The sequence below is a fragment of the Halalkalibacter oceani genome, assembly GCF_040544555.1.
GTDB lineage: Bacteria > Bacillota > Bacilli > Bacillales > Bacillaceae_D > Halalkalibacter > Halalkalibacter oceani.
On the sequence record NZ_JBEPKD010000001.1, the window covers coordinates 503696 to 526278 of the forward strand.

At 49.5% G+C, this 22583-nt stretch carries 23 protein-coding genes; all 23 read right to left on the reverse strand.

The features are described 5' to 3' along the window. Nucleotides 1-175: 175 nt before the first annotated feature. The 23 genes from aroA to ABMB67_RS02630 all read right to left on the reverse strand — a co-directional run bounded on the left by aroA (nt 176) and on the right by ABMB67_RS02630 (nt 22429). Complete coding sequence (gene aroA / locus ABMB67_RS02520; protein ID WP_354571008.1) at nt 176-1471, reverse strand: 3-phosphoshikimate 1-carboxyvinyltransferase; 1296 nt, start codon at nt 1469-1471, stop codon at nt 176-178. 13 nt (nt 1472-1484) lie between these two features. Next, the gene (locus ABMB67_RS02525) at nt 1485-2582 is read right to left on the reverse strand and encodes a prephenate dehydrogenase (protein WP_251222391.1); all 1098 of its coding nucleotides are present in this window, start codon (nt 2580-2582) and stop codon (nt 1485-1487) included. A gap of 96 nt (nt 2583-2678) precedes the next feature. Beyond that, entirely contained in the window at nt 2679-3785 is a 1107-nt protein-coding gene (hisC, locus tag ABMB67_RS02530) for a histidinol-phosphate transaminase (protein ID WP_251222392.1), read from the reverse strand. 40 nt (nt 3786-3825) lie between these two features. After that, nucleotides 3826-4629 carry a tryptophan synthase subunit alpha gene (gene trpA / locus ABMB67_RS02535; protein ID WP_354571009.1) on the reverse strand — a complete coding sequence of 268 codons (804 nt, stop codon included), beginning with the start codon at nt 4627-4629 and terminating at the stop codon, nt 3826-3828. After that, on the reverse strand, nt 4619-5821 hold the full coding sequence (gene trpB, locus ABMB67_RS02540; protein ID WP_354571010.1) for a tryptophan synthase subunit beta: 1203 nt from the start codon (nt 5819-5821) through the stop codon (nt 4619-4621). Before trpB ends, trpA begins: the two co-directional genes overlap by 11 nt. Next, complete coding sequence (locus ABMB67_RS02545) at nt 5799-6458, reverse strand: phosphoribosylanthranilate isomerase (protein WP_354571011.1); 660 nt, start codon at nt 6456-6458, stop codon at nt 5799-5801. The genes trpB and ABMB67_RS02545 overlap by 23 nt, the downstream gene beginning before the upstream one ends. After that, nucleotides 6442-7215: an indole-3-glycerol phosphate synthase TrpC gene (trpC, locus tag ABMB67_RS02550; RefSeq protein WP_354571012.1), complete on the reverse strand. Its 774-nt coding sequence runs from the start codon at nt 7213-7215 to the stop codon at nt 6442-6444. The genes ABMB67_RS02545 and trpC overlap by 17 nt, the downstream gene beginning before the upstream one ends. After that, a complete protein-coding gene (trpD, locus tag ABMB67_RS02555; protein ID WP_354571013.1) occupies nt 7208-8236 on the reverse strand; it encodes an anthranilate phosphoribosyltransferase in 1029 nt (342 codons plus the stop codon). The genes trpC and trpD overlap by 8 nt, the downstream gene beginning before the upstream one ends. Then, on the reverse strand, nt 8229-9758 hold the full coding sequence (gene trpE, locus ABMB67_RS02560; protein WP_251222398.1) for an anthranilate synthase component I: 1530 nt from the start codon (nt 9756-9758) through the stop codon (nt 8229-8231). Before trpE ends, trpD begins: the two co-directional genes overlap by 8 nt. A 457-nt stretch (nt 9759-10215) precedes the next feature. Then, complete coding sequence (aroH, locus tag ABMB67_RS02565; protein ID WP_251222399.1) at nt 10216-10587, reverse strand: chorismate mutase; 372 nt, start codon at nt 10585-10587, stop codon at nt 10216-10218. Nucleotides 10588-10590: 3 nt separating this feature from the next. Continuing rightward, nucleotides 10591-11676, reverse strand: a complete 1086-nt coding sequence (gene aroB / locus ABMB67_RS02570) for a 3-dehydroquinate synthase (RefSeq protein WP_354571014.1) — start codon at nt 11674-11676, stop codon at nt 10591-10593. Continuing rightward, the gene (gene aroC / locus ABMB67_RS02575; protein ID WP_354571015.1) at nt 11676-12848 is read right to left on the reverse strand and encodes a chorismate synthase; all 1173 of its coding nucleotides are present in this window, start codon (nt 12846-12848) and stop codon (nt 11676-11678) included. The genes aroB and aroC overlap by 1 nt, the downstream gene beginning before the upstream one ends. Nucleotides 12849-13073: 225 nt before the next feature. Further along, nucleotides 13074-13862 (reverse strand): CheR family methyltransferase, encoded by a 789-nt coding sequence (locus ABMB67_RS02580; RefSeq protein ID WP_354571016.1) that lies wholly within the window; start codon nt 13860-13862, stop codon nt 13074-13076. A gap of 168 nt (nt 13863-14030) precedes the next feature. Then, nucleotides 14031-14474, reverse strand: coding sequence for a nucleoside-diphosphate kinase (gene ndk / locus ABMB67_RS02585; protein WP_251222403.1), 444 nt, complete (start codon nt 14472-14474; stop codon nt 14031-14033). A gap of 165 nt (nt 14475-14639) precedes the next feature. Beyond that, nucleotides 14640-15611 (reverse strand): heptaprenyl diphosphate synthase component II, encoded by a 972-nt coding sequence (gene hepT, locus ABMB67_RS02590; protein WP_354571017.1) that lies wholly within the window; start codon nt 15609-15611, stop codon nt 14640-14642. Nucleotides 15612-15682: 71 nt separating this feature from the next. Then, nucleotides 15683-16555, reverse strand: a complete 873-nt coding sequence (locus tag ABMB67_RS02595; protein ID WP_354571018.1) for a menaquinone biosynthesis protein — start codon at nt 16553-16555, stop codon at nt 15683-15685. A gap of 76 nt (nt 16556-16631) precedes the next feature. Beyond that, nucleotides 16632-17495 carry a UbiA-like polyprenyltransferase gene (locus ABMB67_RS02600; RefSeq protein ID WP_354571019.1) on the reverse strand — a complete coding sequence of 288 codons (864 nt, stop codon included), beginning with the start codon at nt 17493-17495 and terminating at the stop codon, nt 16632-16634. A gap of 27 nt (nt 17496-17522) precedes the next feature. Continuing rightward, complete coding sequence (menG, locus tag ABMB67_RS02605) at nt 17523-18233, reverse strand: demethylmenaquinone methyltransferase (RefSeq protein ID WP_354571020.1); 711 nt, start codon at nt 18231-18233, stop codon at nt 17523-17525. Nucleotides 18234-18238: 5 nt separating this feature from the next. Next, nucleotides 18239-19027: a heptaprenyl diphosphate synthase component 1 gene (locus ABMB67_RS02610; protein WP_354571021.1), complete on the reverse strand. Its 789-nt coding sequence runs from the start codon at nt 19025-19027 to the stop codon at nt 18239-18241. A 112-nt stretch (nt 19028-19139) separates the two neighbouring features. Next, nucleotides 19140-19358, reverse strand: coding sequence for a trp RNA-binding attenuation protein MtrB (gene mtrB, locus ABMB67_RS02615; protein WP_251222409.1), 219 nt, complete (start codon nt 19356-19358; stop codon nt 19140-19142). 408 nt (nt 19359-19766) lie between these two features. Next, nucleotides 19767-21245: a stage IV sporulation protein A gene (gene spoIVA / locus ABMB67_RS02620; RefSeq protein ID WP_251193928.1), complete on the reverse strand. Its 1479-nt coding sequence runs from the start codon at nt 21243-21245 to the stop codon at nt 19767-19769. A gap of 232 nt (nt 21246-21477) precedes the next feature. After that, on the reverse strand, nt 21478-22206 hold the full coding sequence (locus ABMB67_RS02625; protein WP_251222410.1) for a YphF family lipoprotein: 729 nt from the start codon (nt 22204-22206) through the stop codon (nt 21478-21480). A gap of 19 nt (nt 22207-22225) precedes the next feature. Then, nucleotides 22226-22429 (reverse strand): DUF2768 domain-containing protein, encoded by a 204-nt coding sequence (locus ABMB67_RS02630; RefSeq protein ID WP_251222411.1) that lies wholly within the window; start codon nt 22427-22429, stop codon nt 22226-22228. Nucleotides 22430-22583 lie beyond the last annotated feature (154 nt).

Sequence of the window (22583 nt, forward strand, 5' to 3'; positions counted from 1 at the left end):
TCCTTCATACGCATGACAAAAGGAACAAGATTCCGTTACTAAGCAAAAATAAGCTCTTCAGCTCACTTCCAGCTAGCAATTGCGGAATGCCGTTCCTTTTTTATCCGTCAAAAAGTCATAATGGGCGGAATAGCGGAATAAGGTTCCCAATAGCGCCTTTCGCCTCACGCACGGTTTACTTACCGCCAAGCAGCTCGTCGATATGCTCGAAGAAAGTCGGATACGAAACGGCAATCGCCTCGCTGCGCTCAATTGTCATTCTGCCTTCCGCGATTAACCCCGCTACCCCCATCGCCATTCCGATCCGATGATCGCCATAGCTGCTCACAGTCGCTGCTTGAAGCGCGGTACGTCCTTCAATAATCATTCCATCTTCCGTTGCTTCGATTGTGGCCCCAAGCTTTTTCAGCTCGCTGACAACCGTGTCAATCCGGTTCGTTTCCTTGACCTTTAATTCCTCGGCATCGCGGATGACGGTTTTGCCCTCGGCCTGTGTCGCGAGAACAGCGATGACCGGGATCTCGTCAATCAAGCGCGGGATCAGGTCACCGCCGATTTCGATTCCCTTTAACGTCGATGTCTTAATGTCAAGGTCGGCAATCGGCTCGCCGCCAACGATCTGCTCGTTGTGAACCGAGATCGAGGCGCCCATTTCCTGAAGCACGTCAATAATGCCCGAACGGGTCGGATTGATCCCTACTCCCTTGAGCGTAATATGACTATTCGGAACAATCGCCGCCGCAACTAAGAAAAACGCCGCCGAGGAAATATCACCAGGCACGGTAATATCCTGAGCCGTCAACGTTTGTCCGCCTTTGACAGAAACGGTTAATCCGTCGCGCTTCACTTCGACTCCATACGCCGTCAGCATTCGTTCTGTATGATCGCGTGAGAGCGCAGGCTCAGTGACGGACGTTACACCCTCACTTTGCAAACCAGCTAAAAGAATCGCCGACTTCACCTGAGCGCTTGCCACCTTCGATTGAAACTGAATCCCTTTTGTCTGTCCACCGCGGATTGACAATGGCGTAAAGCGTCCGTTGCCGCGACCGTCGATAATCGAGCCCATTTCCCGCAGCGGTTCCGTCACGCGGCCCATCGGTCGCTTCGCAATCGAGTCATCTCCAATAATAACCGAATGAAACGGTCTCGTCGCCAGGATGCCGAGCATCAGCCGCGTTGTCGTACCCGAATTGCCTACGTCTAAAATCTCTTCCGGCTCCTGTAAGCCGTCCCAGCCCTTCCCTTCAATCGTCACCTTTTCGCCTTCCTGCTCAATTGTTACCCCTAATTTCCGAAAGCAATCAATCGTGCTTAAGCAATCTTCTCCGGCCAGAAAGCCGTCGACTGTCGTCTTCCCTTCAGCGATCGCACCAAACATGACCGCCCTGTGGGAAATTGATTTATCACCAGGCACCTGAATGGAGCCTGTCAATCCATTCCTTGCCTGCTCAACATGTGCTGTACTCATTCGCCCTTCCTCCTTACATCATATACGTGTCGTACATTGCCTGCTGTAAATGAACCTGGGCCCGCTGCCGATCCTCTTCCGAACGGAAGCTTAAGCGCAGCACTCCCATAATATCTTCACGCGTCTCTAAAATTCGGATGTTCGTAATGCTGATTTCATGCTGGGCGAGAATGCTCGTCACATCCGAAATGACCCCCGGGTGGTCCGGTACGTCGACAAATAAATCATAAAAGGACGGAATCGCACCTTTTTCACGTGCCGGCAAGCCATCGCGAAATGCTTTTGCCTGTTCAAAATAAGCAAAAATATCATCGGCATTCTCTGTTTCAATCATCGCTCGCACCTCATTCATCTCCGTTGTCCATGAAGAGAGCAGCTCAAGCAGGCTTTCCTTATTATGTAGTAAAATATCGCGCCACATCGCCGGACTCGCCGAGGCAATTCGCGTAATGTCGCGGAATCCACCGGCAGCAAGGCGCGAAACAAGCGGTTCATCCCCGTCCATTTTCGCGACTTGATGAACGAGACTTGCCGCAACAATATGAGGAAAATGACTGATCGCGCCGGCGAGACGGTCGTGTTGCTCCGCGGTCAGCTCGATAAACGTCGCCTTCGTCCCTTTCAGCCAGTTTTGCAGCTGGATAATCTGCCTAAGATCCGTGCCTTCAGCCGGGGTTAAAATATAAAAGGCATTTTCAAACAAATGAGCTCTCGCCGCTTCAACACCACTTTTATGTGAACCGGCCATCGGGTGACCGCCGATAAACGTCACGCCTTTTTCCGTCAGGCAGTCAGCCTGCGTCACGATTCGCTTCTTCGTGCTGCCGACATCGGTAATGATCGCCCCCGCCTTCAATGAATAGCCAGCCAGCTCCTGAATCAGCTCCTCTGTTTTCATAACTGGAGTCGCGAAAATAATCAGATCCGCATTCTTGACCCCCTCTTCCAATGAAGGCGCCACTTCATCAATCACCTGCAGCGATAAAGCCATTTTTACTTGTTGTTGTGAAATATCAAAGCCTCGAATATGCACGTCGTGTTCTTTGCGAATGGCGAGCGCAATCGAGCCGCCAATCAAACCGAGGCCGACGATGAAAACCGTTCTTTTCATTCTTTTCTCCTTCCACCCACACAGCGTTGAAAAAGGCTGTTTCAAAAAGTCAAATGCCGACCTTTCAAAACTGCCTCTCCACCAAACAGGAACATGTTATTTTTGTCCAATAGGCTGTGTTTGCAACATTTCCTTCAAGATCGAAAGTATTTCCTCATTCTCTTCCTGGCTGCCTACCGTAATCCGGGCACATGTCGGAAAGCCTAACGCTTCACCGGAGCGAATAATAAAGCCGCGCTTTAATAAATAATCAAAAACCTCATCTCCTGAACGTTCAAAATCAATTAAGATGAAGTTCGCCTGCGATGAGTAGTACGTAAGCCCTTGCTCCTCACAGAATGCTTCATACAGCTTCATGCCTTCTCTGTTTTTTTGTACGCATTCGGCAATAAATGGATCATCATCAAGTGCAGCCGCAGCGGCAGCATGAGCAAAGGTCGTATTGTTAAACGGCGGGCGTACCGGATCAAGCTTGGCAATGAAATCAGCATCCCCGACGCCGTAACCGACGCGAAGCGCTGCTAATCCGTATGCCTTTGAAAACGTTCGGAGTACAATCAAATTTTTGTATGTCTTCAGAAGAGGAATCGATTGCGGAAAATCGTCCGCTATCGCGTATTCATAGTAGGCTTCATCTGAAACGACGAGCACATCCGCAGGTACGCTCTTCATAAATTGCTCAAAGCTCGCCTTGTCGATATATGTACCGGAAGGATTGTTCGGGTTACATACCCAAACGATGCGCGTATTTTCGTCAATCGCCGCAAGCATCGCCTCTAAATCATGGGTGCCGTCCTCCTTGCAGGCGATCTCGCGGACTTCCGCCCCTTCAATCGTCGCATTCAGCTTATATTGCGAAAAGGTTGGATCAGCCGTAACGGTATTCGTATTCTCATCGAGCAACGCCCGGCAAAGAAACTGAATAATCTCATCTGAACCATTTCCGAAGATTAACTGCTCCTGGGCGACGCCGATTTTTTGGGCGACCTTTTCCCGCAAGACAGCCGCATATCCATCCGGATAAATCGCCGTATTTGCCGCAAGCTCCCGAATCGCTTCCGCTGCTTTCGGCGAAGCACCGAACGGATTTTCATTGGAGGCAAGCTTGATTACTTTCGTCAGCCCGAGCTCTTTTTTTACTTCGTCAATCGGTTTCCCCGGTTTATAGGAAGGAAGACCGAGTAATTGTCGTTTTACCTGCATCGTCAGCACCTCATCTATGTCTTAGTCGTATATCTCTATGTTACGACGAAATAAGCGAAGAAACAAACGTTTTTATTTCCGCGAGCGCCTCTGCTCTTGTCGCCGGCTGTTTTAACGCTTCCGCGCGCGCTTCGATTTCGGCAACGAGCGCGCTTCCAACGACGACTCCGTCAGCATGCTCATTCATCACTTTCACCTGTTCTGCCGTTGAAATGCCGAAGCCAACCGCTGTCGGAATCCGGCTTGCTTCGCGAACGGTTGTCAAAAAGTCATAGACACGCGGGTCAAGCTTAGACCGCGCACCAGTCACGCCGAGCGAGGAAACACAGTACAAGAACCCTTCGGCCCGTTCAGCAATTTTCACCATTCGTTCACGCGAGGTCGGCGCAACGAGAGAAATGAGCACCAGCTCTTTTTCGTGACATAGACCGCTCAGTTCTTCGCTCTCCTCATAAGGCAGGTCGGGAACGAGAACGCCGTCGATGCCGAGCTCTGCCGCTTCCTCAGTAAAACGGCGCTCACCATATTGCAAAAGCGGATTAAAATAAGTAAAGATCACGACAGGAATCGTCAGCCCTTTTTCCCGCATGAGCGGCACGAGCTTCAACGCCTGCTCCAAGCTCATCCCCTCGGCAAGAGCCCGCTTCGAAGCAGCCTGGATCGTCGGACCGTCCGCGAGTGGATCTGAATACGGAATGCCGAGTTCAAGCAGACTCGCCCCGGCTTCCTCCAGCATCAGCGCCAGCTCGACCGTTGCGTCAGCCGAAGGATCACCGGCTGTAATAAAAGGAATAAATAAAGGCTTGTGCGAATTCATCGCAGCTTCCATACGCTTACTCGCCATCGGATTCACCTCGAAAATGTTTCATTAATGTGTGCACATCTTTATCGCCCCGTCCCGATAAGCAGACGAGAATCGTATCTTCTTTCGTCAGCTGCCGCGCGCGTTCACACGCCTTTGCCAGCGCATGGGCACTTTCCACCGCCGGAATGATCCCTTCCGTTTCAGAAAGCAGCTTCAGCGCATCCAATGCCTGCTGATCAGTGACCGCATCGTATCTCACGCGTCCATTTGCCGCAAGATACGCGTGCTCAGGCCCAATGCCAGGATAATCGAGGCCCGCGGAAATCGAATACGGCTCCGTAATCTGTCCTGCTTCATCCTGCAATAAATACGTCAAAGAACCATGAATGACGCCCTTCGTTCCCTTTGTAATCGTCGCCGCATGCTTGTCGGTTTCCACGCCAAGCCCGGCCGCTTCGACACCAATCAAGCGGACATCATCGTCGAGAAACGGATAAAATGTCCCGATCGCATTGCTTCCCCCGCCGACGCAAGCGATCACTTCGGTCGGAAGCTTTCCTTCCCGCTCGAGCATTTGTTTGCGCGCCTCGTCGCCGATAATGCGCTGAAAATCACGAACCATCTTAGGATACGGATGCGGGCCGACAACAGAGCCGATTAAATAAAACGTATCCTCGGCATTCGCCACCCAGTAGCGGATTGCTTCGTTCGTCGCATCCTTCAGCGTTTTGCTGCCGGATGTCGCCGGAATGACTTCAGCTCCGAGCAGTTCCATCCGGAAGACGTTGAGCGCCTGCCGCTCCATATCCTCTTCTCCCATAAATACTTTACACTCCAGGCCAAAGCGGGCGGCGATCGTCGCGGACGCCACACCATGCTGGCCGGCCCCCGTTTCGGCGACAATTTTTGTTTTGCCCATTCGTTTCGCCAGCAACGCCTGACCCATTGCATTATTAAGCTTGTGCGCTCCCGTATGAAGCAGATCTTCCCGCTTCAAATAAATTTTAGCGCCTCCCAAATTCTCACTCAGCTGTCTGGCATACGATAACGCAGTCGGTCTGCCCGCATACTCACGCAGCTGATAATGATACTCCTCAACAAAAGTTTCATCAGCCATCGCTTCATCCAATGCCTGCTCTAGCTCTTCAATTACGCTCATTAACGTCTCCGGCACGTATTTCCCGCCAAAATCGCCGAAGCGTCCTCGTTTATCTGGATAGATCACTGCCATGATTGTTCATCCTTTCCTCTAGCTGCTCCACTAGTGCCCTTGATTTGCGGCCGCCCTGCTCGATTCCGCTTGAGACGTCAATTCCGTCAGGCTGATAGCGCATCAGCTCACCTACGTTCTCTGGACGAATGCCGCCGGCAATCAAGACAGGCACCTTTTGCCGGCGTCCTTCTGTTATATAACGAGGGACATAGTTCCAATCGAAGGAAACTCCTGTCCCGCCCCATTGCTTCCCGACTTTGCAATCAACAACATAACCAGAGACAATGCCTTCATAAGCTTCCATCTCCTGCAACGCGTTCTCGTTGTGATGGATCACTTTCCAAACTGGCAGCCCTGTTTGTTTTTTAATCTCTTTCACCTGCTCCGGTGTTTCCGCTCCGTGGCATTGAATAATGTCTATCGGCAGCCCGTCCACCGTTGCCGCAATTTGCTCCGCTGACGCATTGACAAACAAAGCAACGATTTTCGCCCGACTTTTGCCGTGATGACGGGAAAGCCACTCTTTTACCTGTTCGCGCGTGACCTGGCGTTTGCTTTCGGCGAAAACAAAGCCGGCATAATCGGCTCCGCTCGTCAGCACAATTTCTGTATCCTCATAAGAATGATTGCCACATAGCTTAAGAAGGGGAGACACGCGCTTCGCCTCCAAATAATTCGCTAATTCCCTGCTCCGGTGAGTCGGCCCGCATCAAGGATTCACCAACGAGCACCCCGGCCGCTCCGGCTTTTTGGACGCGGTCGATATCGGCTTTTGTAAAGATGCCGCTCTCACTGACAAACAGGCTCGACTCCGGGATGAGCACAGCCATCTCCTCTGTTTGGGAAAGCGACGTCTCGAATGTTTTCAGGTTGCGATTGTTGACGCCGATGATCTTCGGTGTAAAGGCGGACAAAAGCTCTTCCAGCTCTTCTTTCGCATGGACTTCGACTAAGCATTCAAGCCCTTTCGCATAGGCAAGATCATACAACTGTTTCAGCTTATCAATCGGTACTGCGCCGACAATTAACAGCATCGCATCAGCGCCGATCCGGAGCGTTTCCTCGACCTGCGCCTCATCGATAATGAAATCCTTGCGCATAACCGGCAGCTGAACCGCGCGCTTGACCGCTGACAAATAAGTCGGGTCTCCCTGAAAATAATCCCGGTCGGTTAAAACCGAAATCGCATCGGCTCCGCCCGCCTGATAGCCTTTGGCAATCTCCACCGGATTGAAATCAGCGCGGATCAGCCCCTTTGACGGCGACGCTTTTTTCACTTCGGCAATGAGAGCGGTTTGTCGCGTCGGCGCGCGCAACGCTTCAAACAAGGAATAGTGCGTCACGTCTTCCTGAGGGGGAAGAACGAGCTCGCTTACTTCCTTCTGCTTTGTTTGCAAAATTTTCTCAAGCATGTTGTTCAGTCTCCTTCTGCTCAGTTGTCAGCTTTTCAAAATGGCGATAGACACGGCCGGAGGAAATCGCCTTCTGCACAAGCGATACGCCTTCTTTTATCGAAGCAACCCGTTCTGACGCATAAAGTGCCGCCGCGGCATTAAGCGCGACGATACCCTCTGCCGACGCATTCGCTTTTCCGGCTAGCACCTTTCGAATTAATGCCGCACTTTCCTTCGGCGTCTCAACCTGAATCTCATCCAGCGTCCCGCGCGTCAAGCCGACCTCTTCCGGTGTGAGCGAATACTGCTTCTGTTCTGTGCCGTTCACTTCAATAACATGCGATTCTGTCGTAATGGAAAGCTCATCAAGTCCCTCTCCTCCGGTTACGAGCAGCGAGCGCGTCGTCCCAAGCCGGCTCAGTGTTTCAGCCATTTTCCGAGCAAATGCCTCGTCATAGACGCCGATCAGCTGATGTTTCGCATTGGCCGGATTCGTCAATGGACCAAGCAAATTAAAAATCGTCCGGAAGCCGATTTCCTTCCGCGGAGCAACCGCATGCTTCATCGACTGATGGTAAAGCGGCGCAAATAAAAAGCACAGGTTTGTCTGCTGCAGTGCCTGCTGCGCTTCTTCTGGGGAATACTGGATCGACATTTGAAGCTCCTCCAGCACATCAGCACTGCCGCTTTTTGAGGAAACCGCGCGATTGCCATGCTTGGCAACCGGCACACCGAGCGCCGACAGGACGATCGCCGTCGTTGTTGAAATATTGAACGTGCCAAGATCATCGCCGCCTGTCCCACATGTGTCGACAACATCGAGCTTTGTCTCGGGAATCGTTACCGAATGCGCCCGCATCGAACGAGCAAATCCGGTCATTTCGTCGACCGTTTCCCCGCGAAACCGCATAACTGTCACGAGGCTCGCAATCTGGCTCGGCGTCGCTTCGCCGCGCATAATTTCATCCATCGCCGCCTGCGCTTCCTTCTCTGTCAACGTCTCTCCGTTCATACATTTCCGCAGCAATAATTTAAGCATGCTTGACGACCTCCCCTTTTTCACTTTGCTTTGCTTCTGAGCCAAACATTTTTTCCGCGACCTGTACAGCACGGATCAACGCCTTCGCTTTATTCTCCGTTTCTTCAAATTCCTTTTCCGGAACAGAATCTGCGACGATTCCGGCACCGGCCTGAATATAGGCTTTCCCGTGCTGAATGATCATCGTTCTAATGGCGATACAGGAATCAATATTTCCATCAAAGCCTAAATAGCCGATCGCTCCGGCGTATAAGCCTCTCTTCGTCGGTTCAAGCTCCTGCAGAATCTCCATTGCCCGAATCTTCGGCGCACCGGACACCGTTCCGGCCGGGAAGGAAGCCATTAAAGCCTCCAAAGGCTCCGTATCACGGCGCAGCCGTCCTGTCACCTTGGAAATGATGTGCATCACATGGGAAAAGCGACCGATCTCAAGTAAAGTCGGGGTTTCGACAGAGCCGTATTCGGCAATGCGGCCGACGTCATTTCGCGCTAAATCAACAAGCATATAATGCTCGGCCCGCTCCTTTTCATCAGCGAGCAGATCCGCTTCCAGGCGGGCATCCTCGGCCTCGTCCCTGCCCCGCTTTCTCGTGCCGGCAATCGGGTGGATTTCCACATGACCATCCTGAACCTGAACGAGCCTTTCCGGCGAGCTGCCGACAACTTCCAGCTGATCAAATTTAAGATAAAACAAATAAGGGGACGGGTTGATCATCCGCAATACCCGGTATACTTCAAGCGCCGTCGCTGAAACATTCATTTCAAATCGCTGTGACAGCACCGTTTGAAACACATCACCCGCGCGGATGTATTCCTGGATTTTCTCCACATCTTTAAGGAACGCTTCCTTTTTATAATTCGAGATGACATGCTCAAATGATACGTCTTCATCGGTTTGCGGCAGCTGCTTCAGCATTAAGCCGCTTACCGGCTGTTCAAGCAGGGAGGAGACACGTTCGATCTCCGCAAGAGCTTCACCGTAAGCCCGTTCTTCCTCTCCTGCCTCCGGACGGGAATGAACCAAAATCGTCAATTCCTTTTTCGTATGGTCGTAAGCGATCAGCGTCTGACAAAATAAAAACTGATAATGCGGAACACGCTCCGCCGTCTCCGTTTGAAGGGTCGGTTCGATCGTTTCAATCGCATCATAGCTCATATAGCCGACCGCCCCGCCGCGAAACGGGATCGGCACGTCAACCGGTTCGACGTTCAAATACAACATCGTCGCTTGAAACGCCGCCTGAAACGACTCTTTTTCGACGACAAGCTCGCGCTGATCCGTATATGTCCGATACGCGCCTTGCTCCTCTACCAATTCAAGCATCGGATTCAAGCCGATAAAGGAATAACGTGACCAAGGCGACTGCTCATCTTTGCTTTCAAGTAAAAAGCTGACCTGGGATTCAAGCTGGTGAACAATTTGTACAGGGGTAAGACCGTCGGCGAAAAAACGCTGCACAACGGGAATCGTTTTGTAATTCTGGCAAGATGTTTGAAAATCGTGTAATGATGGGGTAATCATCGCAATCCTCCTTAAAATAGAAGGAATGAAAAAGAGGGGAGGCAAACGAAACGGGTGGCACGGACACCGCCTGAGCGGCAACGGCCAATGCATCTCATATAAAAAATCCTCCCGGACCATAAGAGGTAGGAGGATTGAATGTTCCTTTATTCCTCAACTAAACTCTGCTCTCCTCAGCTCATTCTCATTCTCAACTCATACTCTTGTGATCTAACAAGTAAACTCATACTTTCACTCAACTCTGCTGCATACAGTTTATCACTTTTCTGAATCATTCGTCAATAAAAAAAACGCCACAGGCGTCTTTTCTTTGAAGCTCTATGCGGAGCCGTTACAACGGTCTTTGTTCTCCATGAAAGTGAGGTTCTTTCATGGAGAACGTAACGCGTGGGAAGCCAGTGCCCTTCCTCAAATCCACCTGAACATGTTAGGCTTTTTTCCTTACTCCTTAAAACTATCAAGATTCGCTCGTCGATAAATCCGGACGAAGCTTGGTCGCTTCACGCTGATACACATGAACAATCTGATCCTGCTTGACATCCGTATTGACCGTCATTAAAATCCGGATGCATTTCGGCAGACTCCCAGGTACCGGAATTTCCTGTGCGCAAACGACAGGGACATAGGACCATCCCGGAAACTGCCGGACGATCTTAGCCGGAAAGGCGGCTGTCACATCCTCGGTTACCGTAATGAGAACGTGAGCGACACTTTCAGGCACAATCTGATTTGCTTCAATCATCTTCGTCACAAGCTCGCTTGTCGCTTCACTGATTGCTTGTTCAGTATTAACATCAATCGTCGTTGCTCCTCTGATACCGCGCACCATGCGTCAGTCCACCTCCACCTGCTCCACTAGTAATTGTTTAATTTCGTCAGACGAAACCGTCATTGTCGTTGCTTCGCCAATGCTGCGCAGCAGCACCATCCGAATCGTTCCGCCCTCGGTTTTCTTATCCTTCATCATCGTCTCAATTAATTCATCGGCCTGCAAATGAGCCGGAATCTTTGTGTCGTAGCCAAGTCTTTGAAACCACTTTTCATAGTCATCCACATTCGCAGACAGCCCGCAAAGCTTCCCGCTCAGCCGCATCGCAAAGACGATACCGATCACGACGGCCTCGCCGTGAGTCAGCTTACCGTAGCCGAGCTTCGTTTCAAGCGCGTGCCCTAACGTATGACCTAAATTCAAATAGGCCCGCACGCCGGCTTCCTTTTCATCTTCGGCAACAATCTCGGCCTTCACGGCAATCGATTGCTCAAGCAGCTCATCAAGCACCTCAACCGGAATGCTTTCAAGCGACGAAATCGTCGTTTGCAGCCATGTCAGAAAAGACGGCTTGCGAATCAGGCCGTGCTTCATCACTTCCGCGAAGCCTGAACGCCATTCCCGCTCTGACAAGGAATAGAGAACCTCCGTGTCATAAAAGACAGCCTCAGGCTGATGAAAGCTGCCAACCATGTTTTTCCCGAGCGGATGGTTGATCGCTACCTTGCCACCGACGCTGCTATCATGCGCCAATAAGGTCGTCGGCACTTGAATGAAGCGAATGCCCCGCATGAAGGTCGCGGCGACAAACCCGGCGATATCGCCGACAACGCCTCCTCCAAGGGCGGCGATGACCGACTTTCGGTCAAGGCCGGCCTCAAGCGCCTTTGTCAGCAGCTGTTCAAACACAGTAAACGACTTCGACGCTTCGCCAGCCTCAATGACGGCTGTATGAACAGCCAGACCGGAAAAGCTGTTTTTCACTTCATCCAAATAAAGCGGGGCGACGACAGAGTCGCTAATAATCAGCACGGACGAAGCCGGCTGCGCCAGCACATCGTCCATCCGCCGACCGATTTCCCGGCGCAGTCCCGCTTCAATAAAAACCTCATACGACTTTGACGGCGTTTTAATTGCGACCTTCCGCATTAAAATTCCCTCGCTTGTTCCTGGTGACGCTTGACATTCTCCTGAATAACCGGAATTTGGTCATGGCCGAAGGTTTCAAGCAGCGCATTGGCGACCTCCCATGCGACGACCGCTTCAGCGACGACGGAAGCCGCCGGAACGGCACAGCTGTCGGAACGTTCAATGCTCGCCGCAAAAGGCTCCTTCGTATCGATATCGACACTTTGCAACGGCTTATATAAAGTCGGAATCGGCTTCATCACACCACGGACGACTATCGGCATTCCCGTCGTCATTCCGCCTTCAAACCCACCGAGCCGGTTTGTTTTGCGGCGATAGCCGTGCTCCTCATCCCAAATAATCTCATCATGAACCTGACTGCCCGGCAAATGAGCCGCTTCAAAGCCGATGCCGATTTCAACTCCCTTAAACGCGTTGATGCTCATGACCGCAGCGGCGATTTTCGCATCTAGCTTGCGATCATAATGAACATGGCTGCCAAGGCCGACCGGTACATTCTCGATAACGACCTCGACGATTCCGCCAATGGAATCCCCATCGCTTTTCGCTTGATCAATCGCTTCCATCATTTTCTGACTCGCCTGCTCATCAAGACAGCGGACTTGAGAAGCCTCCGAGCGCTCGCGCAGGTCGGCGACAGACGAATACTCAACCTGTTCCGCCTTAACTCCGCCAATTTCGAGCACATGGCCTCCAACCTCGATGTCAAAGGCAGCGAGAATCTTCTTGGCGACAGCCCCTGCTGCGACCCGAACGGTTGTTTCTCTGGCGGAAGAGCGCTCCAGCACATTTCTCATATCGCGATGACCGTATTTAATCGCTCCGTTCAAATCGGCATGCCCGGGACGCGGCCGGGTGATCTTGCGTTTGACTTCCTTCTCTTCTTCACCGCTTAACGGCTCGGCGCCCATAATTTTCGTCCAGTGCGTCCAATCCCTATTCTCGACGACAAGGGCGATCGGTGCTCCGGTCGTACGCCCATGTCTGACACCGCTCAAAAGCTGTACCCGGTCCTTTTCAATTTGCATTCTTCTGCCACGGCCATAGCCGCCTTGGCGACGGGCAAGGTCAACATTAATATCTTCTGCCACCAGCTCCAATTGGGCCGGAACCCCTTCAATAATCGTCGTCAGCTGGGGACCATGTGATTCACCAGCGGTTAAGTATCTCATCTAAATTCCTCCTATGCCTACACGTTCAGCTGTTATCTTTCATCGCCTTAGGGGTGGCTCCGCGTCTCTTTTTGAAGCCGCTGTTTATGTATCCCCTCTTTTTCACAGCTTTCTTTATCGCTTTTATGCGTTAAATTATAACATGCTTTCAGATTGCTGTCTCGAAAAAAATACGAACATTTCGATATTAATTACCTATTGTATTGTCTACTCCCTCTTTCCTGCTTATGATGTGCCCTTCTTGCATTTTTGATAAAAAAAAGTATCCTCCGAGCAAAACTGATAAACCGCCGGATTGAAAATCTGCTCGGTACTGCCGACAAACAGCACGCCACCGGGCCGCAGCGCACGGCTGAATTTATGATAAAGCTCATGCTTCGCTTCCTCGGTAAAGTAAATCATCACATTGCGGCAAATGATTAAGTCATATTGATCATCGAACCGGTCGGCCAGTAAATTTTGCCGCTTAAACGAAACCGTATCTTTAATTTCCTGCTTCACCCGGTAGCCGATCGGTTCTTTATGAAAGAAGTTGCGAATCGCCTCAGTCGGTGCTTCCTTTAATGATCGTTCCGGATACAGGCCAACTTTCGCCCGCTCAAGAATTGCCTGATCAATATCCGTCGCCAAAATCGAGACGTCTTTTAAGGGCTTAAACTTGCTCATGATCATCGCCAGTGTATAAGGTTCCTCCCCAGTGGAACACGCCGCGCTCCACAATTTAAGCCGTGGATTCTCCCGCAATAGCCGCGGCAGGATTTTCTGCTCGAGCACCTCCCACCGCTTTGCATTGCGGTAAAATTCTGACACATTAATCGTCATTCGTTCTAAAAATTCGTTAAACAGCTTCTCGTCCTGACAAATGGCCTCATAAAACAAACGGAACGTGCGAAAGCCTTTTTTATCGCGCAATGACGTAAGCCTCCGCTTCATTTGCGCCTCTTTATAAAGCGACAAATCAATCCCGGTCTTTTCTTTAATCAGAAGCACGAATTGCTGATAGTCGTCGTTCATTTGCATTCCCCTCATTACTCATTTATCCGCTGGACAAAACTGGAGCCCCCCACTTATTTTAAAAAGGGGATGCTTCAACAGATCGAATCCGACCGGTTGAAACATCCCCGAAGCAAGGTGTGAAGCCTCTCTGCAAGACGATATCTCTAGCAGACGGTGCTTATCCGCTTACACCCATTTGCTAATCGTTTTATCATAGCTGTTCAGCTCTTCTTCTGTGAAGAAAATGCTGATTTCACGCGCCGCGCTTTCAGGTGAATCAGAACCGTGAATGACGTTCATCGCCACTTGGACACCATAGTCGCCGCGGATCGTTCCTGGCGCCGCATCAGCAGGGTTCGTTGCGCCCATCATTGTCCGCGCTGTAGAAATGACATTTTCGCCTTCCCAAACCATGGCGAATACCGGGCCGGACGTAATAAAATCAACAAGCTCACCGAAGAACGGGCGCTCCTTGTGCTCGGCATAGTGAGTTTCCGCTGTTTCCTTTGAAACCGTCATCAGCTTGGCACCGACAAGTGTAAAGCCTTTCTTCTCAAATCGAGAAACAACTTCACCAATTAAATTACGCTGTACGCCATCAGGCTTAATCATTAAATATGTACGTTCCATTCGTCATTCGCTCCCTTTTCCATTCTTCTATGTGTTCAAAACCTCTCTCAGTATAGCAAAGTTTTACATCGTCGACAATGGGGTTCTCTCCCGCGCGAAGCATAGAGCTTTATCTCCGATTTATCACGAAAGAAAGCCATTGATTTCCCTCTGCTCCCACTACTGTTAAAACTTCCGTTTGCCGATGTAAGCCGCGATTTCACTGAGATAGGTTTTTGCTTCCGTCTCTGGAAGTGATTCAAGCGCATAGTACGCCCGTTCCAAATAACGGTCGCTGATTTCAAGCGAATACTCAATTCCGCCCGACTTCTTAATTGCCTCGAGAATCGGCTCCATGTCAGCCTGATCCGGGTAGTCCGTCGAGAGCGCCTGCTCAATCATCGCTCTTACCTCTTCGTTATGCTGCATCGCATACAAAGCCGGCAGCGTCACATTTCCTTGACGTAAATCACCGCCAGCCGGCTTTCCCAATTGTTCTTCCGTGCCGACAAAATCGAGAATATCATCGGTGATCTGGAACGACATACCGACATTGTAGCCGAACTTGAACAACTGACGCTGAACATCGCGATCAGCTCCAGCCGCCAGTGCTCCTAATTTACAGCTTACGGCAATCAGCAAAGCGGTTTTTCGCTTAATTCTCCGTAAATAAATACGGAAGTTCTGCTGCCAATTATATTGATCACGGATTTGCTCAACCTCGCCAATGCACATTTCAACGATCGCATACGATAAAATTTGATGGATTTCCGGGTGATCAAAAAAGGTTGAGGTCTCAACGGCTTTGGCGAAGATGTAATCGCCTGTATACATCGCGACACGGTTATCCCATTGGGACTTGATCGTTTTCTTTCCACGACGCAGCTCGGCATCGTCAATGACATCATCATGAACGAGAGAGGCCATATGAATCAGTTCAAGCGGAACGGCAATATGCTTCAGTACATCAATATCGTATGTGCCGAATTTGGCTGAAAGCAGCACAAAAACAGGGCGGATTCGTTTTCCGCCTGCTTTTAATAAGTGGGTCGAGGCTTGTCGTAATACATGGTGCCGTGCCTGAACGGTCGCCTCCAGCTCCCGTTCAATCACGACAATATCAGATTGAAATTTCATATAGATATCGGTTAGTTTCATATCATCCACCTTACTCCATTACAGCGGCTTTCTGCCTATAGAAAAAAATTCGTCTCGTTTTGATTGAAACATTACATTTCATTATTGGCAAGCATTTTCTTTATCAAAACGGAATCCCAGATCGCCAGCTTGTCAACCGGCTGCTTTAAATAGCCAAGCTGATAGGCTAAGCGGTAGAAATAAAGCAGGCCGCGCTGCTCTGTTTCGCCAAAGTCATTGCACAGCTGCTGAAAATAAAGATTCCAAAAATCCTCACTGCCTCCGTGTGTTTTCACAATATCGGCGATCATCGGCTGATAGTTCAGTCCTTCACTAAGTTGCTTACTCGCCAAAAAGGATTGATAAACTGTTCCTACCAACTCAGCCTGCTTGCTAATCGCTTCATTTCTGACTGCAAATACAGCGTATACCATCGGCAGTCCTGTCTGCTTGTACCAAATTTCCCCGAGATCATAGCTGTACAGATTGTCCGGCAGCTCGCGCTTCGCCCGGATCGCATCATCTCCAATTAACAGACAGCCATCATGCTCGCGCAGCATCTCCGTAAAATCCGGCTTCATCGTCGTATACTGAACGTCCAGTGAATAAAAATGCTCCAGAATAATTTTCAGCAAATGAACAGACGTGGCAGAACTCGAAGTTAGGGCAATCTTTTTTTCGGCCAGCTGCTCAATCGGATGCTTTGAAAACAAAAAGATTGAATTGACATTGCCGTAAGACGTCACAGAAAGATTCGGCAGTAACGTGTAAGCACCGGCATTGGCCGCATAAGCAAATGAAGAGATCCCGCCGATATCGACCTGATCGGCAGCCATGGCTTTGTTAAGCTGGGCCGGTACCTGCGGTGTAAAATGACAATTGGCTTCCTTGAGCTTCTCCCGGTCAAGGTGATAAAAGAAAGGTAAAATGTTCGTGTAGGAAATTTCTCCGATAACAAGACTCATTTCCCTTCACCTTCTCTTTTTTCCAAGTGAGACACGCCTTCAGCTATTTTGCGCTGAATGTCGTTCTCTAATCCATTCATAGCCATACATCTCCAATCGTAAAAATAAACATAACGATACTTAAAATTCCATTCATCGTGAAAAACGCGACATTGACTTTTGTCAGATCGTCAACGGAAACAATCGCATGCTCATAGAGCATAATGCCTCCGGCGATGATCACCCCGATCAAGTACAACCAGCCGAGCGGCGTGATAAAAAACAAGGTCAAAAAAGCGGCAAAGCTTGTGACATGGAATAGACGCGCAAGCAATAATGCCCGCTTAATGCCAAAGCGGCTCGGAATCGAATGCAGCTTGTGTTCACGATCATAATCCGCATCCTGCGTCGCATAAATCACATCAAATCCGGCCGTCCATAAGGCGACCGCAATAAAGAGAATAAAGGCATCCCAGGTCAGTGTGCCGGTCGCTCCGACCCAGCCACCTAACGGCGCAATTCCGATCGTCATTCCTAAGATTAAATGACAAGCCCAGGTGAAGCGCTTCGTATAGGAGTAAATCACAAGAAAAAAGACGGCGAGCGGCAGCAAATAAACCGCCAGGAGATTCAACTGAAAAGCTGCCGTAAAGAGCAGCACAAAGGAAATGACAATAAAAAAGAGCACCTCCACCTTTGAAATCAGGCCTGCAGGAATCGCCCTGCCTGCCGTCCGTGGATTATGCTTATCAATTTGTTCGTCGATAACACGATTTAACGACATCGCCGCACTTCTTGCCCCGACCATCGCCACCGTAATCCAAATCCATTGGGCCAGGCTCGGCCACACTCCATTCACAATATAAGCACCGAGAACAGCGCCAAAGTAGGCGAACGGCAATGCAAAAACAGTATGTTCAAATTTAATCATTTCAAGGATGATTCTTAACTTTCTAATCACAACTATCTGCTCCAATTCTTCCCCAAATTAAAAGGCTGGTTTTCTCCCTACATGCATCGCGGCGACGCCTCCTGAATAAGGCTTCACCTCAATGCCCGTCAACCCGGCCTCTTTAAACATCTCCGCAAGCTTGTCCCGATCAGGAAACGACATCGTCGACTCCTGCAGCCAGGAATATTCCTGATAGCTTTTGGCGAAGAGTTTGCCAAACAGCGGCATGATTCGGCGGAAATAAAAAAAATACAACTGCTTAAACACAGGAATCGTCGGCTGGGACGTTTCCAGGCAAACGACAAGACCTCCTGGTTTGACGACACGCTGCATTTCCCGCAACACCTGCATATAATCCGGGACATTCCGGAGTCCAAAGCCGATCGTGACATAATCAAATTGATTATCGTCATAAGGCAATTCCATCGCGTTCCCATGTCGGAGCGTCACTTGGCTGAGGTTGCGCTCCTGTCTCTTCTCTTCGCCGATTTTCAACATATTTTCGCTGAAATCAAGCCCTTCGACCTTCCCGCTCTTGCCGACCGCCTCAGCGAGGGCAATCGTCCAGTCCGCCGTCCCGCAGCACACATCAAGCGCGGACTGCCCTTGTTTTACATTCATCCGTTTCATCGTATCCTTGCGCCACGCTTTATGACGCTGAAAGCTGATCACGGAATTCATCACATCATACTTTTTGTAAATCGATTCAAATACTTGATGAACGCGTTCTTCCTTTGACTGTCCCATCAGGCTCACCCTTCTTCTGCTACCTTTTCTTGCCACGCCACCTGCTCAAACAGCGCGTCGACGTGCTCAATTACAAAGCCGGCGCATGTTTGTAGCAATCGGCTGTTCTTCAATAAACGATCCTTGACATCCTCTACTTTTCTTTCAATCAGCTCAAGCATTTCCTTCGGTCCGTCAGCCTCTTGAAAAATCGCCTGGATCACCGGATACGTCTTTCCTTCCAGCCACTCTACTTTTTCAAACAGAAGCCGCTTCAAATAGAAATAATCTTTCATGACAGCCGCCCATATATCCTCACCGAAGTGCTTTACGATGTTTTGCATTAATAATGATTCAATCAGCGCCATATTTTCCATCGCTTCGTGATAGCTGAGTTGATCAGAGCCGTACAGGTTCATCTTGCTTTCATTGATTTCCTGAATCGAATGGCTGAAAACGCGAACCATCGGAAGATGCTTATTCTCGGCCAGAAGATAATAATACAAACTGCTATAATAATCCCCGGCAAGAATCGTCAGCTGACGGTTCTTTCTGCCGGCATCTGTCGTTACTTTATGGAGGGTAACCGCTTCGTGAACATCAAGCGCAGCCTGAACAAGCAAAGATGAAATCGTAAACATTTTCGCTTCCTCAGCCGGCAGGTGCCGATAAAGGCCAGCGTACAAAAAGCGAACCTTATCTTCATCTACAACCGGTTCATGTATGTACTTTTGTAAATAAGGATGCCTGATTAAGCTGTAGAAGCTTTCGTTGATCTCTTTTACGACCTCATTAAACTGACTGATTGTTGCCATTTTTACGTCCCCCAAGTTCCGACAATCGTTGTTGTAAATCATTAACGCGCATCTATTATATCATATGTTCCACAAAACAAGGTACCAAAACTCCCTCTCCTGTGTATAAATGCTATTCCTCTGTGTCAATCGTCCCATGACTCGTCTGAATAATCGCCTTGCCACGGACTTTTACTGCTGACGTATGCTCGGTAAACTGGGCAATCATCACTTCGCCCTTGTCCAGCTTTTCTGAATGGTGAAAGCGCGTATCCGAGCCTCTCGTCAGACCGATGACATTTACCCCGTTTTCCTTCGCTTTTATCACAAAAAATTCATTTTGATTGTTCATTGACTCACGCTCCTGTTTGTTTGTCTTCCCCATCCCTGATGGAAGACAGGCACTAAATTCGACTTTCTCTTTAGTCTATCATGATTTGGCTGTTTTTGCTTTGTTCAGCCTTGAAAAATTAACGAAGCCCGGGCAAAGGTTGAAAACAACCTTTCAGACCGTAGCCAAAACGAGGGAAGCTCAAACGTATTTTCTATATAACTATCCGAACAAATGAAAAGGGGGAATCCGCCGCTTCTGAACTATAACTCCACTTTCCGCGGGAAGCTGGTGAGCCGGTAGCATGCCCCGATCCGGGGAGCGGGTTCGAAGCTCTGGATCGTGATAAATCCTTATACCGAAAAAGCTGCTGAAAAAGTGAAAATCGTACTTTTTCGGCAGCTTCTTTTTTCCCCGGGCTTCTGTCAATCAAAGGATAATGGCGATCAGTCCGCCTGAACCTTCATTAATGATTCTTTCCAACGTCTCTTTCAGCTTATAACGGGCGTTTTCTGGCATAAGCGACAGCTTCGCGGAAATTCCCTCTCTGACGATCGAATTGAGCGACCGGCCGAAAATATCAGAATTCCAAATCGAGAGCGGATTTTCTTCAAAATCCTGCATCAAATAGCGGACAAGCTCTTCGCTCTGCTTTTCCGTTCCGATAATTGGCGCAAATTCTGACTCGACGTCAACTTTAATCATATGGATTGAAGGAGCAACCGCCTTCAACCTGACTCCAAAGCGCGCCCCCTGGCGGATGATTTCCGGCTCATCGAGGCTCATATCAGACAGGGCAGGCGCGGCAATGCCGTATCCGGTCTGCTTCACCATCCGCAATGCCTCTGCCACCTGATCATATTCAGATTTAGCATGGGAGAATTCCTGCATCAGCTGCAGCAGATGGTCTTTCCCGCGGATTTCAACGCCGACGACTTCCTTCAGCACCTGATCATACAGATCGTCCGGAGCGTATAAATCAATTTCAGCAATGCCCTGGCCCATTTCAATTCCGGCAAGGCGCGCATCATCGATAAATTCATATTCGGTGAACTGACCGACAACCCGATCAACATCGCGCAGCCGCTTAATATCCTTCACCGTTTCCCGCACGGACTCTTCATAGCTTTGGCGCAGCCAATGCTCTTCCTTTAAGACCATTACCCAGCTCGGAAGATTGACATTGACTTCATGCACAGGAAATTCAAATAGCACTTCACGAAGGACATTGTTAATATCCTGATCGGTCATGCTTTCAATGCTCATCGCCAGCACCGGAATGTCATGCTCTTCTGAAAGCTGGCGCCGCAAATTCTCTGTATCTGGATGATGAGGACGAACACTGTTCACGATCATGATGAACGGCTTGCCGACCTCTTTTAATTCCTCGACAACCCTCGCTTCTGACTCGATATAATCATAGCGCGGGATTTCACCAATCGAACCATCGGTCGTAATGACGACTCCAAGCGTTGAATGCTCCTGGATTACTTTTCTCGTCCCGATTTCAGCAGCTTCCTGGAAAGGAATCGGCTCTTCATACCACGGCGTATTGATCATCCGCGGCCCATGCTCATCCTCGTAGCCTTTCGCCCCCGGAACCGCATAGCCGACACAATCGACGAGACGGATGTTGACATCAAGCCCTTCGTCAACATGAATCGAAACAGCCTGGTTCGGCACAAATTTCGGTTCTGTCGTCATAATTGTTTTTCCGGCTGCACTTTGCGGCAGTTCATCCTGTGCCCTCGCCTTATCCGACTCATTTTCGATATTTGGCAAGACAACAAGCTCCATAAATTTCTTTATGAAGGTTGATTTTCCCGTCCGGACAGCACCCACAACCCCAAGATAAATATCGCCGCCGGTTCGCTCGGCAATATCTTTAAAAATATCTACCTTTTCCACTTGATCCCCTCCCGATTAAGTAAAGATGTGAAACCCATCTTCGTTTCCGTAAACCTTGGACACTATCATGTTTATGATGTTGTCCAACGTTTATGACAATCGTCAGCAAGAAACAGCTGAAAAGTAAGATGAATTTCTTTTCGGTCACCGAGAAGGGGTCGTTCAGAAAACAATTGCCCCTTCCTTTGATATATATATCAAATAAAAAGGGGCAATAGACCAATTTTTCCTCTTAATTTTTATCAAGTGTGATCGCGTATGCCGGCTCGCCATTTTCATCAAGCACATATGGGATGCTGCGGTTCGGCACAAACGGACTGTGTTCATAGAGCAAAGGACGAATATCTTCCCCTTCGGCAAAGGAATGACCATGCTCCTGAAGCATCATATTTAAGTCAATCCGGTAGTCAATGATGATCTCCCCGTCATTTGTAAACAAAAGCGGAAGCTGCGTTTCATGATACGGACTTCTCACATGGGGTGCTTCGTCGTAGCCGAGCGCCTGATGATCAAGCTGAAACAAGCCGACATCAAGGATCTCCGCAACCGGGGCGTATGTATGCTGACGCATATAATCATTGATGCGCTGCTGCATCTGCTGGATTGCCCGCTGGGTAGTTAAATCAATCACTTTCACCTCAGGCGCCTCTTCAACATTGACCAGCACATACTGAAAGACACCGCCATTTTCAAATGCCGATCCCGGCGGCTCCTGCATATAGCGCGGGACCAATTGATTAAAATCAACGACATAGCGCTGATACTGAGACGTCGTTTCATCAAAGGTTCGTATCGGCAGCACGCCTGTATCGGTCTGAAACCGCTCAATCGCCTGCTGAACAGCCTGAAGCTGATCCGGGTACGGAATCTGATTTTCAGCGCGCTGCTCACTCGGGTACATGCAGCCGGAAAGCAGCAAGCCGAGCAACATAATAAGGCTTGTACAACTGATTTGTTTCATTTTATTTTGTCTCCTCTCCCTACATCGTAGCTGTTGGACCGCCGATGACAATCAGGAAGACGATGATTCCGGAAATAAGCAGGCAAACAAACGAAAAAGCAAGCACCGTTTTTTGCAGCCAGCCTTTTAACTTTTCACGGCTGAAAATCGCCGTCCCTGCTGAAATAAACATTAAGGCCAACGCAAAAAAAGAAATCCACATATTCATTAATGCTTGTGACAATTCTATCACTCCTTCTGACGATCACTCGTATTATAGCATATCAGGAAAAAAGAATGGAATCCTCACCACAATCAGTCACAAAAACGTCGCTGCTTGAAAATAGCAAAAACCGGAGAAGCGGGGGCACACTTCTCCGGTTTTGACGAAACCCTTC

Bases quoted from the DNA above. Each gene is read 5' to 3' on its own strand.
- trpA (WP_354571009.1), bottom strand. From the start codon at position 4,629: ATGGCGAGTAAGCGTATGGAAGCTGCGATGAATTCGCACAAGCCTTTA.
- ABMB67_RS02595 (WP_354571018.1), bottom strand. From the start codon at position 16,555: ATGAGTCTTGTTATCGGAGAAATTTCCTACACGAACATTTTACCTTTC.
- ABMB67_RS02610 (WP_354571021.1), bottom strand. From the start codon at position 19,027: ATGGCAACAATCAGTCAGTTTAATGAGGTCGTAAAAGAGATCAACGAA.
- ndk (WP_251222403.1), bottom strand. From the start codon at position 14,474: ATGGAACGTACATATTTAATGATTAAGCCTGATGGCGTACAGCGTAAT.
- trpB (WP_354571010.1), bottom strand. From the start codon at position 5,821: ATGGCAGTGATCTATCCAGATAAACGAGGACGCTTCGGCGATTTTGGC.
- mtrB (WP_251222409.1), bottom strand. From the start codon at position 19,358: ATGAACAATCAAAATGAATTTTTTGTGATAAAAGCGAAGGAAAACGGG.
- hepT (WP_354571017.1), bottom strand. From the start codon at position 15,611: ATGAAACTAACCGATATCTATATGAAATTTCAATCTGATATTGTCGTG.
- menG (WP_354571020.1), bottom strand. From the start codon at position 18,233: ATGGGACAGTCAAAGGAAGAACGCGTTCATCAAGTATTTGAATCGATT.
- trpE (WP_251222398.1), bottom strand. From the start codon at position 9,758: ATGATTACCCCATCATTACACGATTTTCAAACATCTTGCCAGAATTAC.
- aroA (WP_354571008.1), bottom strand. From the start codon at position 1,471: ATGAGTACAGCACATGTTGAGCAGGCAAGGAATGGATTGACAGGCTCC.
- hisC (WP_251222392.1), bottom strand. From the start codon at position 3,785: ATGCAGGTAAAACGACAATTACTCGGTCTTCCTTCCTATAAACCGGGG.
- ABMB67_RS02525 (WP_251222391.1), bottom strand. From the start codon at position 2,582: ATGAAAAGAACGGTTTTCATCGTCGGCCTCGGTTTGATTGGCGGCTCG.
- ABMB67_RS02625 (WP_251222410.1), bottom strand. From the start codon at position 22,206: ATGAAACAAATCAGTTGTACAAGCCTTATTATGTTGCTCGGCTTGCTG.
- aroH (WP_251222399.1), bottom strand. From the start codon at position 10,587: ATGGTGCGCGGTATCAGAGGAGCAACGACGATTGATGTTAATACTGAA.
- aroC (WP_354571015.1), bottom strand. From the start codon at position 12,848: ATGAGATACTTAACCGCTGGTGAATCACATGGTCCCCAGCTGACGACG.
- trpD (WP_354571013.1), bottom strand. From the start codon at position 8,236: ATGCTTAAATTATTGCTGCGGAAATGTATGAACGGAGAGACGTTGACA.
- trpC (WP_354571012.1), bottom strand. From the start codon at position 7,215: ATGCTTGAGAAAATTTTGCAAACAAAGCAGAAGGAAGTAAGCGAGCTC.
- aroB (WP_354571014.1), bottom strand. From the start codon at position 11,676: ATGCGGAAGGTCGCAATTAAAACGCCGTCAAAGTCGTATGAGGTTTTT.
- ABMB67_RS02580 (WP_354571016.1), bottom strand. From the start codon at position 13,862: ATGAACGACGACTATCAGCAATTCGTGCTTCTGATTAAAGAAAAGACC.